The organism is Granulicatella sp. WM01 (assembly GCF_004570605.1).
Classification (GTDB): Bacteria; Bacillota; Bacilli; order Lactobacillales; family Aerococcaceae; genus WM01.
The window spans coordinates 18111-31647 of sequence record NZ_SPPB01000002.1; the positions used below are offsets into that span (position 1 = coordinate 18111).

The 13537-nt window shown below is 35.4% G+C and carries 8 protein-coding genes; 4 read left to right on the forward strand and 4 right to left on the reverse strand.

Annotated elements, in window-relative coordinates:
- Positions 1-79: 79 nt before the first annotated feature.
- From E4T68_RS09500 to E4T68_RS00520, 3 genes are read right to left on the reverse strand one after another with little or no spacing between them, the layout of a single operon-like run.
- Positions 80-6733: a putative Ig domain-containing protein gene (locus E4T68_RS09500; RefSeq protein WP_209305042.1), complete on the reverse strand. Its 6654-nt coding sequence runs from the start codon at positions 6731-6733 to the stop codon at positions 80-82.
- 28 nt (positions 6734-6761) lie between these two features.
- Entirely contained in the window at positions 6762-7193 is a 432-nt protein-coding gene (locus tag E4T68_RS00515; protein ID WP_135123052.1) for a hypothetical protein, read from the reverse strand.
- A 21-nt stretch (positions 7194-7214) separates the two neighbouring features.
- Positions 7215-7805 carry a hypothetical protein gene (locus tag E4T68_RS00520; protein WP_135123054.1) on the reverse strand — a complete coding sequence of 197 codons (591 nt, stop codon included), beginning with the start codon at positions 7803-7805 and terminating at the stop codon, positions 7215-7217.
- Positions 7806-8054: 249 nt separating this feature from the next.
- Between E4T68_RS00520 and E4T68_RS00525 the strand changes: the two genes are divergently transcribed.
- On the forward strand, positions 8055-8468 hold the full coding sequence (locus tag E4T68_RS00525) for a VOC family protein (protein WP_135123056.1): 414 nt from the start codon (positions 8055-8057) through the stop codon (positions 8466-8468).
- A gap of 556 nt (positions 8469-9024) precedes the next feature.
- On the opposite strand, the gene gorA is transcribed toward E4T68_RS00525, so the two are convergent.
- Complete coding sequence (gene gorA / locus E4T68_RS00530) at positions 9025-10374, reverse strand: glutathione-disulfide reductase (protein ID WP_135123058.1); 1350 nt, start codon at positions 10372-10374, stop codon at positions 9025-9027.
- A 254-nt stretch (positions 10375-10628) separates the two neighbouring features.
- Between gorA and E4T68_RS00535 the strand changes: the two genes are divergently transcribed.
- The 3 genes from E4T68_RS00535 to E4T68_RS00545 all read left to right on the forward strand — a co-directional run bounded on the left by E4T68_RS00535 (position 10629) and on the right by E4T68_RS00545 (position 13355).
- Positions 10629-11489, forward strand: coding sequence for a transporter substrate-binding domain-containing protein (locus E4T68_RS00535; RefSeq protein WP_135123060.1), 861 nt, complete (start codon positions 10629-10631; stop codon positions 11487-11489).
- 119 nt (positions 11490-11608) lie between these two features.
- On the forward strand, positions 11609-12274 hold the full coding sequence (locus E4T68_RS00540; protein ID WP_167753750.1) for an amino acid ABC transporter permease: 666 nt from the start codon (positions 11609-11611) through the stop codon (positions 12272-12274).
- A 133-nt stretch (positions 12275-12407) separates the two neighbouring features.
- Positions 12408-13355, forward strand: a complete 948-nt coding sequence (locus E4T68_RS00545; RefSeq protein ID WP_135123064.1) for a 1-phosphofructokinase family hexose kinase — start codon at positions 12408-12410, stop codon at positions 13353-13355.
- Positions 13356-13537: the final 182 nt, after the last annotated feature.

Here is a 13537-nt window from a genome sequence, read left to right on the forward strand (position 1 = left end):
ATCGCTTAATAAAATTAAGCAATTTTTAAAATCAAAACCAAACCAAAACTCCTAAAAATCAGGAGTTTTGATTATTCAATTACTTCGCATCTTTTCTACGACGATTTGATACATACAATAGTGTGCTTCCAGTCGTTAATCCTAGCCATGCACTAATTTCTAAAAATCCACTAACAGCTGTCCCTGTATAAGGTAATTGTTTAGGTGATTCTGTTTGATTTAATTCATTTTGTTTAGTTTCTTCCGGTTCATAGATTGAAAGGAATGGTAAATCCTCACTTGGTTTTGTCGGATATGTTGAATCATTTGGATTTATTGGTTTGATTGGCTTTGTTAACTCTGTTGGATTTGTCGGTTTAGTTGGGTCTGTTGACTCTATTGGTTTATGACATCCACAAATGCCATCTTTTACAAATTCACGACTAATTTCATTACCATCACCGTCTTTTACAATAATCCAAACACCACTTTGTCCACTTTGATTTTTGCCTGACTCTGTTTTTACTGTTGGTGTTTTTCCGTCCTTGCCATCTTTTATAAAATGGCGACTCACTTCTATACCGTCACTATCTTTAATGATAATCCAAATTCCTGTATTTTTGTCTTTTAATCCTACTTCTACATCAACAATTGGTGCTTTTCCATCTTTTCCATTGATACCGTCTTTTACAAACGCTCGACTAATTTCTTGACCATTGCCATCTTTTGTAATAACCCAAACACCACTTTGTCCATTTTCATCTTGCCCACGTTGTGTTTCTACACTTGGTGTTTTTCCGTCTTTGCCATCCACACCGTTTTGTCCATGTGGCACAAATGTACGGTTTATTTCAACACCATTTCCATCTTTTACAATAATCCAAGTGCCATCTACCTGTACACCTAATCCATTATCACCTTTGCCTATTTGCGTTTCAACTGTTGGTGTTTTTCCGTCAATACCGTCTCTTCCTGGATCTCCTTTGTCTCCCTTGTCTCCTTTTTCCCCAGTTGCTCCGGTATCTCCTTTATCTCCCTTGTCTCCTTTTTCTCCGGTTGCTCCGGTATCTCCTTTATCTCCCTTGTCTCCTTTTTCCCCGGTTGCTCCGGTATCTCCTTTGTCTCCCTTGTCTCCTTTTTCCCCGGTTGCTCCGGTATCTCCTTTATCTCCCTTGTCTCCTTTTTCCCCGGTTGCCCCAGTATCTCCTTTGTCTCCCTTGTCGCCTTTTTCTCCGGTTGCTCCAGTATCTCCTTTATCTCCCTTGTCTCCTTTTTCCCCGGTTGCTCCGGTATCTCCTTTATCTCCCTTGTCTCCTTTTTCCCCGGTTGCTCCAGTATCTCCTTTGTCTCCCTTGTCTCCTTTGTCCCCGGTTGCTCCAGTATCTCCTTTGTCTCCCTTGTCGCCTTTTTCCCCGGTTGCTCCGGTATCTCCTTTGTCTCCCTTGTCTCCTTTTTCCCCGGTTGCTCCGGTATCTCCTTTATCTCCCTTGTCTCCTTTTTCCCCGGTTGCTCCGGTTTCTCCTTTGTCTCCCTTGTCTCCTTTTTCCCCGGTTGCTCCAGTATCTCCTTTGTCTCCCTTGTCGCCTTTTTCTCCGGTTGCCCCAGTATCTCCTTTGTCTCCCTTGTCGCCTTTTTCCCCAGTTGCTCCAGTATCTCCTTTATCTCCCTTGTCGCCTTTTTCCCCGGTTGCTCCGGTATCGCCTTTGTCCCCGGTTGCTCCAGTATCTCCTTTGTCTCCCTTGTCTCCTTTTTCTCCGGTTGCTCCAGTATCTCCTTTGTCTCCCTTGTCACCTTTTTCTCCGGTTGCTCCGGTATCGCCTTTATCTCCCTTGTCGCCTTTTTCCCCAGTTGCTCCGGTATCCCCTTGGGTAATTTGAGGCACTACGGTTATATTTATAGCATCACTAGCTGTTTTATCTCCCTCTGTTTGTTTCACTGTGACAGTCTGTCCTTTGATGAACGGAATAGCGTTCTCTACAGTCCATGTTCCGTCTGAATTTACTGTTTCCTGCACTACTGTCCCATCTGGCAACACAACAGAAATATTTGCTCCTGCAACACCTGTACCAGATACTGTTGCTCCCCCTTCAATAATAGGGTTTACACGTGGATCTGCTGATTGTTCTTTAGTGGCTTCTGGTTTTGGCAATTCAATAACGTCTAAAGTAATGACTACAGATTTTGTTTTGCTTCCATTTAAACTTGTCGCATTTACTGCCAAATCATAGCGTCCCGATTTTGTTGGTGTTCCTGAAATTGTTTTACTTGTGGCATCATAGCTTAATCCTTCTGGCAATGTTGTTTCATCAAACGTTAATGTTGCTCCATCTGTATGTGAAATAACCATGTGGCGAACATCTTTCCCTAATAAAATCGTTTGATTAGCATTTGTTACCGCTAAATCTAATACATCATCAATCACGGTAAAACCGAATGATGTTGCTGCACTTGCTCCCCCTAGTTCATCAGGATTCTTAACTTTCACACGTAACTCAAAAGTTCCCACTTTATTAGGTATTCCTGAAAATGTTTTTGTTTGTTTATCATAACTAATACCATACTGTGTCTGCACATAGTCATGAATACGTGCCTCTGATAATTCTCCATAAGGAGTATTCAAAATGACTTCAGCATGTTGACTTGGTGTTACAACAACATTTGTTAACGCATTGCCTAATACAATATTTTGACGTTCTGGATTAGCAACCACATTCACTTCTAGTGGTGTTACTGTAATAGTCAATGTTTTTCTAACGACAGGATTATTTTGTGCATTTGGATAACTTGCCTCAACTGATACATCATATACACCCACCACAGTTGGTGTGCCTGAAATTGTTTTAGTATCTGCATGATACGTGGTACCGGTTGGTAATCCTACTACATTTAAACTTGCTCCCTCACTTGCTGTTAATGTAATTGGGTTCATTTCATCTAATACTTTAACTATTCTGTTCTCAATCGTTACATCAATCGGTTTTGGTGTTACTGTAATTTTAAACGTTTTAGTTGTGGCTGGGTTGTCTTGTAAGTTAGGATAATTCGCACTTGCTCTAATGTAAAACTCTCCTACTTGAGTCGGTGCACCTGAAATTGTCTTAGTATCTGCATTATAGCTGACTCCATTAGGTAGATTTCCTGACTCTACAGTAATCAACGCACCATCACTCGCTGTTAACGTTAATGGGGGCATCTCATCTAAAACTTGAACCGTTCTATCGTCAACTACTAAATCGGCTATTTTTGGTGTTACTGTGATAATTAACGTCTTTTGAGCAGTTTGATGAAAATCAACTGGGTATTTAGCCTCTACATCAATGTAATATGTTCCAAGTTTAGTAGGGGAACCACTAATTCGACGTGTTGTTGGATCATAGCTAACTCCAGGTGGTAACTGATAATGTGCATTAGGCAATGTAATTTGTGCTTTATCACTAGCACTTAAAACAATTGGTGTCATTTCATCAGTAATCACAACTGTTCTATCTTCAACTGTTACATCAATCGGTCTTTCTTTAACGTGGATAGATACTGTTTTATTCACTGTAGGGTGATTTTCCAAATGTGGATAGAACGCACTAACTTGAATTTCGTACTCTCCTAATCGAGTTGGTGTACCTGAAAATGTTTTAGTTTGCTCATCATATTTAATACCTTCTGGGAGTCGCCCTGTATCAACTCTAATTTCTGCACCATCACTTGCTTTTAATGTCAATGGAGCCATTTCATCTAATACGAACAACTCTCTATCTTCAGTTGTAACATCTATGTCTTTGGGTGTTACAGTAATGTATACATTCCCTTCAGTCATATTCGTTGTTCCATCTGCCTTAGTTCGAACATAATTTGCATACCCATTGAAATTCCCAACACTAGTTGGTATACCTGAAATTGTTTTAGTGTTTGCATCATAACTTAACCCATTAGGTAAATCAAAAATTGTATCAATAGATACATTATTTGGCACATTAATCTTATAAGTATACGCTGAATCAACAGGAATCGTTTCTCTAATATGCTCTACTACAAAATTCCCCGGTGTCACTGTTAACGATACTATTGCTACTTTTGTTTTTCCTTCTTTTTCTACAGTAATCGGCACAGTATAAACCCCTTCATACAATCCGTATCCAGCAATCGTTTTTGTCCGCTCATTATAGCGTGTTCCTAATGGAAGTTTAGATGTGTCAACACGTAATATTGCACCGTCTGTATGACTAATGACCATTGGTTCCCAATCTTGTCCTTCTTCAACTGTTTGAGTAGCATTTGTTACAGACAATTCCAAATCATTATCTTCTAAAGGCTGAACTTCGTACGTAAAGGTGGTGGATACAATTGTACTTGTTCCGTCATTATTAATGTATTTCACATCTACACGAGCTTTTTTATGTGTATCAGTTCGTTTAATGGCATATCCAGTAATAGAAGAATTCTCATTATCAACCGTGAAATAAGCAAATTCTGCATTATCTTCTGGAATAATACTAATTTCAGAAATGGCTGTTCCTTTTTGCATACTTACAGGTATAGCCGGAATAGCCTGCCCCTCAGTCCAGACTTGGTGTGCAATCGGATTAATATTATCAACAACTTCAAATGTGAATACACGTACAGGAGCATTATCTCCAAAATGTCCGTCAATGGCTTTAACTTCAAACGTATACTTGCCTGGTGCCAATTCAACTCCAGCTTTTTTTACCACTTGTCCCTGCGCATTCAATTCTGTTCCATCTGGGAATAGAACAGCTTTTAATGTTGCGTTTTCTTTATTTTTAGTAACTGTTCCTAAAACTTGCTCAGCACTATCCACAGGAACATACACATTTCCTTTATCAAGAAACTGTTTTTCAGCATCAAATTTTACATCTGCATTTGTTAGAGATCCATCTTGTGAACGTTCTTCTGTTGTAATATCTAAGTTGAATATTTTTTCAATACCGACACTATCCAATAGTTTAACTTTTGCAGTATAACGCCCTGCTGTACTAGGCAAATGGGTAAAACGCAGTAAATATGGAGAATACGCTAATCCGGTACTTGCTCCTCCCTCTCTTAAATACATGTTTACGACTTTTTTATTAGGATCACTACTTATAAATTCTCTATGTTCAGCATCATTATACTTTCTATCATCTTTATGTGGTGTCCATGCATAACCAGCACCTTTTTCAGTATTATCTGCCTCTCCCTTAAAACCCATTTCTTTACCAGTTTTTTCGCGAATATCAATCAACTCAACTGTAACACCATTATCTTGTCCCTCAATCTGCTCAAATGATACAATTTTTACTTGTTTATTATTCAAATCTCTAATAGAATCTAAAGATACAATAGGAATTTCAGCAAAATATTGAACCGTATCTTTTTTTGCATCAGCAACAGTTTTATTGCCTGGCAAAAAATAACCAAATGGCGTTGTTGTCATTTTTAGTGCATACGTCACACGGTTTGCTGGATTAGCTACCCCGTCTACTACTTGAACTTCAGAATATTCTGGAAGACTCTGATTGTTGTTATGACGTTTTTCACCATAACTGTTATCACTAACTGCTCCAGATATGACACCATAATTAATTGAATTCCAATATTGAGTTCCCACACCAACTGGATATCTTGTATTAAAACGAACATTATCTTCGTGTTTCCCACCATTTAACCCTCTTAAAAAATCATACTGTGATGCCGTATCACTCCAGTCTACTCCATACATTGGACGTAAAACAAATCCTTTAGGTGAATTAATAATAAAATCTGCTGTGGCTTTTACTCCCGGATCAGCTTTGGACACTAATCCAATCACATATTTTCCTAGTTCAATTGTTCCATCTAGAGTGACAGAACCTGTAATATAATTGGCTACCGGATCATAGGTTAATCCTAATTTTTTAGCATCTTCTGTTAGTTCAACTTCATCAGATCCAATACGTGTTAACCCCATTTTATAAGACAATTCTACTGTTTCACCATTTTTCACAACTGTATAATTCACATTACGATTTTGACGTTCATTCCCCCAATAACGCTCTATTGTCAAATAAGGATTAGTATTCTCATCACTTGCATTTCTCAACACATGATTCAAATCAGATGTATCTGTTGCAACATCACGTACACTTCTTTTGGTTATTTCTTTATAAGCTGTCTCATCTTGTGTTGTAGCACTAGGCTGTACAGGTTTACGTGCAACAATATTAAAATTGACAATATTTTTTTGTCCAGATTTAACAACTTGTTGAATAGTCTGCTCTTGATGAGGTGCTAGTTGATAATCTTTAATATCTTCTGCACGAATAGTAAGCAATGTTTCAGCAACATCTGTTGTACTTGTCCCATACGTAGAATGATTTTCAGAATATACGACTTTTCCATTTTCAATATCTGTATATGTGACTTTCACTAAAATGCCTATTGTATTTTCTACTGTTCCAATAGGTAATCCTTCTATCTCTTGATCGCTTTCTTTTAAGTTAACTTTTTCACTATCGCTTTGACGACCGTCTCTATCTAATTCTGTCTTATCTTCTCTTGACTCGTTTGCTTCACTCGTATTTAGTGTGTCGCCTTCTTCCACTAAAATAACATTCCCTAACTCATTTGTAGAATATGCACGTTCACTTGCTACCTCTGTTTCACTTACTGTATCAGTTATTGGCTCTGCTGCCAAAGCTACTTTACTATCTATCAACACCCCGCCAATAGCACCGAGTGCAGTTGTCGTTAATACTTTCTTCAAATGCTTTTTCTTTTGCATAACTAAAAATTCTCCTTATATTTTTATATTAAAAAATAACTGTTGCTCCAAACTGATTGCTCAAGTCTACCAACAATTTTTTTACTAATGAACTCCCCGTTTGTAACGTATCATAAACAACTTGCATCTGTCCATGTACCTCACTAACATACCTTAAAAAAATTCTACCATCTAATCCCAAACATAAATAATAATAAATACCCTGTGTGACGTTCCAGTTATTGATAAACTGTAACCATTTCTCTCTATCCTCAAACTTCTGACAACATGCTAAATTGTGAAACACGATTTGACATACCCCTTTTTGCTCTCCTTTAGTTAAAGAAACCGCAAAGTCAATAACATGATATTCACTTGCCATAAGTTTGCCTTGATATACCCACTGTGTGTCTTCTTCTGTTTGTTTTAACACAAAATTTTCTCTAGCTAATATATCCTGAAATGATTGATTTATATCCATGACATCACCTTACCTTTAGCACTATTTAAATGTATAAATAGGCATATCAGCTTCTTGAATGCTCTGCTGTCTTGTTGGCAAAACGACTACTTTTTTACTAATATTTTTTGCATTTTGCACTAACTCTTGTTGCGTTTGCTCAACACTTTTCATCATTTGTGCATGACTGGCAAACTCTGACATATCCACACTCTCCAAGTGAGTCATATATTTGGCTAACACGTCCATTAATTCATGTTTTAGCCCTTTTTCTTGCGTAATCATATCATGTTTTAGTGCATGTAATCGTTGCATAACAACTTCATGCTCAGCCACTTGTTGATTCAATTTTTCTACTGTTTCATTCTTCAGTTTTTCAGCACTCTTTTCAGCACTTAACACAATATCCCTAGCCATATCTTTGGCTTCTAAAATCGACTCGGATATAAGCAGCTCTTTTTTTCGATAAGACAAAATTTCTTGTTGCATTTTTTCAATCACTTGATCTTTGTCTTTTAATTGTCTTTCGAGCATTGTTTTATCTTCGTCCCATTTTTGTTGCAACACATGCACACTCTTTTTAGAGTAACCAAAAATGGCATTCTTTAGTTCAACTCTACTCAATCTTTTCATCTCTCCTTTACAATTTTTTGACTATTAATCCAAATTTGAATATCGTTTATGACATAAGCAAACGTATCATATTCATTTCTGTACTAATATATTTTTTCCTAATATATTCGGATTATAACAAATATATATTTGGTTGTCTACTCATAATAGTCCTATACTCAAAATAACTAACTGTACAAATTTATTGACAAATTATGTATTTAATTATACAATGAACATTTCCACTAACGAAGAAAGGAGAAACCCTACATGTTAAAATCTATTGAAGCATATATTATCACAAACGGAAACGGTTCTGAAGCTGTAGCATTTTATAAAGATGCTCTACAAGCTGAAGTTATTTCTTACGAAACATTTGGAAATAATTGGCCAGAATGTCCTAGTGATATGAAAGATTATGTCATGAATGCTCAACTACTTGTTGATGGCAAGCGTATTATGCTATCTGATAACAATCCTAATATGTTTGACTATCAACTAGGTCATCAAGTTTCAATTGCTTTAATTAGTGATGATGTGGCAACAACTCAGCGTTTCTTTGAGAAACTCTCACATAATGCAAAAAATATAGGCATGCCTTTACAAGCTGTTCCATGGAGCCCTGCTTACGGAAACTTAACGGATCAATTTGGTGTAAATTGGCAGCTCAGTACAGAAGTATAAAATATACACTGATTGACAATTGTATATACTTTATACAAAATTTATAACATAAAGCAAAAAGTTAGAATAATGTTGTCGTTTTTTATTATTGATATAAAATTCGACATTAACCGTCTCATATTATCCATAACACAAAAGCATGAAATCAACTAAAGACGTGTTGATTCCATGCTATTTTTTATTTTACCTCTACACCTAGATACTCTCCATCACAATTCTTTTATATGCATCCATATCCTTACATACATCATATTATTTTCTCTTATCTATTATAGTTTGGTTACAAAAACTATAATCTTGTTGCTACTCTACAATTTTATATGTCTTTCTGCCTAAAATCATTTTTGTATATTTTTACAATCCCACTAGAAAGTTACCATATTTCTACAATAATTTTTCCAATATCCATTCTCTTTATAAAAATCTATTTTGTGTTATCTACAAAGTGGCTATTCTAAGCTAAACATTCGGACTATTATTTCCTACAGTTATCATCTCAATAAAAAAAGTAGCACAATCATACATTGATATAGGCTACTTTTCTCATTATTTTCGATTAACGCATCGTCACAAATTCTTCTGAACCTGTCGGGTGAATAGCAACTGTACGATCAAAATCTGCCTTAGTTGCTCCCATTCTCATGGCTACAGCAAATCCTTGAACCATTTCATCTACACCATACCCGATTCCATGCAGACCGATTACTTTTTCATCCTCTCCTTGTGTAATCAATTTCATTTTTACACTTTGTCTATGATTAGTCACAGCCGTATACATAGACGTAAATGACGTTTGATACACTTTAATATTTTCTTTTCCATACATTTGAATCGCTTCTTTTTCGCTAAGGCCAACTGTTCCGATTGCTGGATGTGAAAAAATAACAGTTGGAATAAGCGTATAATCAAATTTTGCATGTGTTTTTCCATTAAATAAGCGTTCAGACAATGCACGTCCAGCAGCAATAGCTACCGGTGTTAAAGCAGCTTTATCAATAACATCTCCAAGAGCATACACTCCTTCTACAGTTGTGTTTTGATAGTCATCTACTTGAACGTATCCTTTAGTATCTAAAGCAATTTGCGTATTTTCCAATCCTAATTTAGATACATTTGGCTGTCTTCCGATTGCCCAAATTAAACGCTCGACTTGAATATTTTCTAAACTTTCCGTGGCAAGAGTTAACATGCCGTTTTTCTGTTTTGTTACAGATACAGGTGTTGCATACTGATGTACGCTTACACCGCTATTTACCAATTCTTCATATAAAGTTTGAGAAAGCATATCATCAAATTGGCGAAGCGGCATATTAGAACGTATAATCAAATGAACATGTACCCCAAAACTATTTAGCACTCCAGCAAGTTCTACTGCAATATAACCAGCTCCCACAATCGCTACACTCTTTGGTAAACTCGTCCACTCAAAAAATTCATTTGATGTTTCTCCAAATTCAGCACCGGGAATATTAGGCACTTTAGGGCTAGAGCCTGTTGCGATTAAAATATGTGGTGCTGTATACTGTTCTCCATTTACTTCAACAGTATGATTATCTAAAAATTTAGCATATCCTTTAATAAACGTTATGCCATTATTAACAAAACTATTCGCATAAGAATGTCTAGCCCGTTGAATGTATGCTTCTCTATTTTTCAATAAAATATCAAAATTTAATGTATCTTGTTCTCCACTAAATCCATAGGCTTGTTTATACAAATTTAACGTATCTGCAATTTGTGCCCCATACCACATAATTTTTTTAGGCACACACCCTACATTGACACATGTTCCCCCTAAAAGATTTCCCTCAATGACAACAACTTTAGCCCCATACATTGCTGCACGATTTGCAGAAGCAATCCCGCCACTTCCGCCACCGATAACAATATAATCTACTTGATTCATGTGTTTTCCTCCTTGTTTATAACAAAATTTATCATAATACGTGATTCATAAAATTACAACTTTAATACCTTAACTCTTATGTATTTTATTTATAATCTATCGCAAAAAACCACAAAAATCTGTTATATAACAAAATTTATTTTTGTGTTATAACACATATAAACTCTATTTTAACAACTAAAATCTGTATTATTTTTGTGTTGACTTCTGTTATTATTTTGCTATAATGTGTATATTATCAAGGAGGTAACACTATGAAGAAAATTTTTAGTTTTTTTGCTTTAATTAGCATATTCATTTTAGGTGCATGTTCTCAGAACCAACCACAAACAAAAACCACATGGGAGAAAATCCAAGAACGTGGCACACTAAAAGTAGCTACACCAGGAACTTTATTCCCAACATCTTATTATAACGACAAAAAAGAGTTAGTTGGTTATGAAATTGAGATGTTAAAAGAAATAGGCAAACGTTTAAATGTTTCTGTTGAATTTGTACAAATCGGCGTTGCCGAAGCATTTACATCTGTTGATAGTGGTGTGGTAGATATTGCAGTAAATAACTTCGATATTACTAAAGATCGCTTAAACAAATACAATATGTCTGAGCCTTACAAATATTCTGTAGGTGGAATGATTGTACGTGAAGACGGTAGTTCTGGACTTGAAAAAGCAGATTTAAGTGACTGGAAAGGAAAACGTGCAGGTGGTGGTGCCGGTACACAATACATGAAAATTTCTGAAAAACTTGGTGCTATTCCTGTCATTTACGATAATGTAACGAATGACGTGTACTTACGTGATGTACACACTGGACGTACTGACTTCATTCCAAACGATTACTTCACTCAAGTTGTTGCAGTAGAATGGGTTAAAAAAGCATTTCCAGATATTAAAGTAAAAGTAAGTTCTGTGCAATATAACCCAACAGAACAAGCCATTGTCATGACAAAAGTTGACAATAGTGTAAAAGAAAAACTAGATGCTGTTATTCAAGAAATGAAAAAAGACGGCACATTAAAACAAATTTCTGAAAAATATTATGCTAAACAAGATTTATCAAAACCTATTGAACATGGTAAAAACTTACCAGTTATCGACACATCAAAAGAATAATTAAGATGATATTGAATTAACACGCTCATACCCAAGCATTAAATGGCTTTAAATAAGGCACTTAAAATCCTTTATTTAAAGCCATTTTTTAAAATATATAGTAAAAAAGGAGAATATTTATGAAATGGGACGCTATTTTTAATCCCGACTTAGCTATCAAGGCATTACCAACTATTTTAAGTGGTTTACCTTATACATTATCACTTTCATTAATCGGCTTTTTTCTAGGTACAATTTGTGGATTTTTCATTGCATTAATGAAATTATCAAGATGGAGAATATTACGCACTTTGGCACATATACATATTTCCTTTATGCGTGGCACACCTTTAATGGTGCTTCTATTTCTCATCTATTATGGATTACCGTTTGCAGGTATTCAATTTGATGCCATTACTGCATCAATTATTGCATTTACTATGATGTCAAGTGCCTATCTTTCAGAAATTATCCGTTCATCTTTACAAGCCATTCAAAAAGGTCAATGGGATGCCGCTTATTCACTAGGACTAAATAAACCTATTATTTATCGTAAAATTATTATTCCTCAAGCTACTCGTATTGCTTTGCCTCCTTTAAGTAATGTGCTATTAGATATGGTCAAAAGTACCTCATTAACTGCCATGATTACTGTCCCTGATATGTTTAATCAAGCAAAAATTGTTGGTGGATCACATTCTGATTACATGACAGTTTATATTGTTGTGGCATGTTTATATTGGGTCATTTGTACAACTTACGCTATTGCTCAAGGTTATTTAGAAAGCCGTTTAAATACGTATTAATTGATTATCAGCATACCTAAAAATTAGCTATACCAATCTTTACGATTTTGTGATATGCTTTAATTAGATTTATTTAGCCCTATCACTTTTTTCTTAAGTGATAGCAGCAAAAAATAATAAAAAGGAGATTATTATGATTGTAACAATAACATTAAATCCATCTGTTGATTTTCTTTATTTTTTAGATCACTTCTTAAAAGAAGGTGAACATAATCGTGTATCTAATCCAATAAAAATGATTGGTGGCAAAGGCATTAACGCAAGCCGTGTATTAAGTACGCTACAGTCTAATTTTGCAGCAATCACTATTGGTGGAGGAAGCTACTTGTCATTTTTAAATGCCCAACTGGCAAAAGATAATATTCCAGTCCACATAATTCCTACTCAAGATGAAATTCGTACAGCAATGACCTTTATGGCAAACGGAACCCATACCGAATTGGTCGAAAAAGGTCCAAAAGTTGATCAGACAATAATCCAAAAAGTACTGCAAACACTTGAGAATTTAAATACACAAGAAAAATTAGATATCATCTCAATTAATGGTTCTATCGTTTCTGATAATGAACATATTTATGCAGAACTTATCGACACATTATATCGTATATACGGTTCGGATATAAAAGTTATTTTAGATGCCTCACAAATTCAACTAAAAAATGCTTTAAAAGCTAAACAAGCACCGTATTTTATTAAACCAAACACCAAAGAACTGTCTGAATTATCGCACCAACTTATTAATACTAAAGACGATGTGATTGCCTATTTAAAAGCTGGTCATTTTTCTCATATTCCATTCGTATTGGTATCTATGGGTGAAGATGGTGGTATTGCACAATTTAATGGTCAATTTTACGATATTACTATTCCTAAAATTGAACTAGTTAATCCAACAGGTTCTGGTGATTCAACCGTTGCTGGTATTTGCCATGGACTTTCTCAACAACTACCAATTCAAGATATTTTAAAACTTGCAATGGCATGTGGTATGTCTAATGCAATGAACAAAGGAATAGGTGTGATTGATTTAGATATTGTTCAATCCCTTATCCCACAAATTACAGTATCTGCACTTTCTTAATAGAGCACATACACTGTCTATTATGTAAATTTTAAAACACTCATGCCAGCAATAAAAAAGTTGTCAGCATGAGTGTTCTTTCTCTTAATCAAAGAATATCACTTTACTATATAAAAAAATTGTGTTAATAAACTCTTTTGTGGTACTAAAAACAATACTAGTTGAAACAATAGTTTTGTTTC

Coding starts and splice junctions, on each gene's coding strand:
- E4T68_RS09500 (WP_209305042.1), bottom strand. CDS start 6,733: ATGCAAAAGAAAAAGCATTTGAAGAAAGTATTAACGACAACTGCACTC.
- E4T68_RS00515 (WP_135123052.1), bottom strand. CDS start 7,193: ATGGATATAAATCAATCATTTCAGGATATATTAGCTAGAGAAAATTTT.
- E4T68_RS00520 (WP_135123054.1), bottom strand. CDS start 7,805: ATGAAAAGATTGAGTAGAGTTGAACTAAAGAATGCCATTTTTGGTTAC.
- E4T68_RS00525 (WP_135123056.1), top strand. CDS start 8,055: ATGTTAAAATCTATTGAAGCATATATTATCACAAACGGAAACGGTTCT.
- gorA (WP_135123058.1), bottom strand. CDS start 10,374: ATGAATCAAGTAGATTATATTGTTATCGGTGGCGGAAGTGGCGGGATT.
- E4T68_RS00535 (WP_135123060.1), top strand. CDS start 10,629: ATGAAGAAAATTTTTAGTTTTTTTGCTTTAATTAGCATATTCATTTTA.
- E4T68_RS00540 (WP_167753750.1), top strand. CDS start 11,609: ATGAAATGGGACGCTATTTTTAATCCCGACTTAGCTATCAAGGCATTA.
- E4T68_RS00545 (WP_135123064.1), top strand. CDS start 12,408: ATGATTGTAACAATAACATTAAATCCATCTGTTGATTTTCTTTATTTT.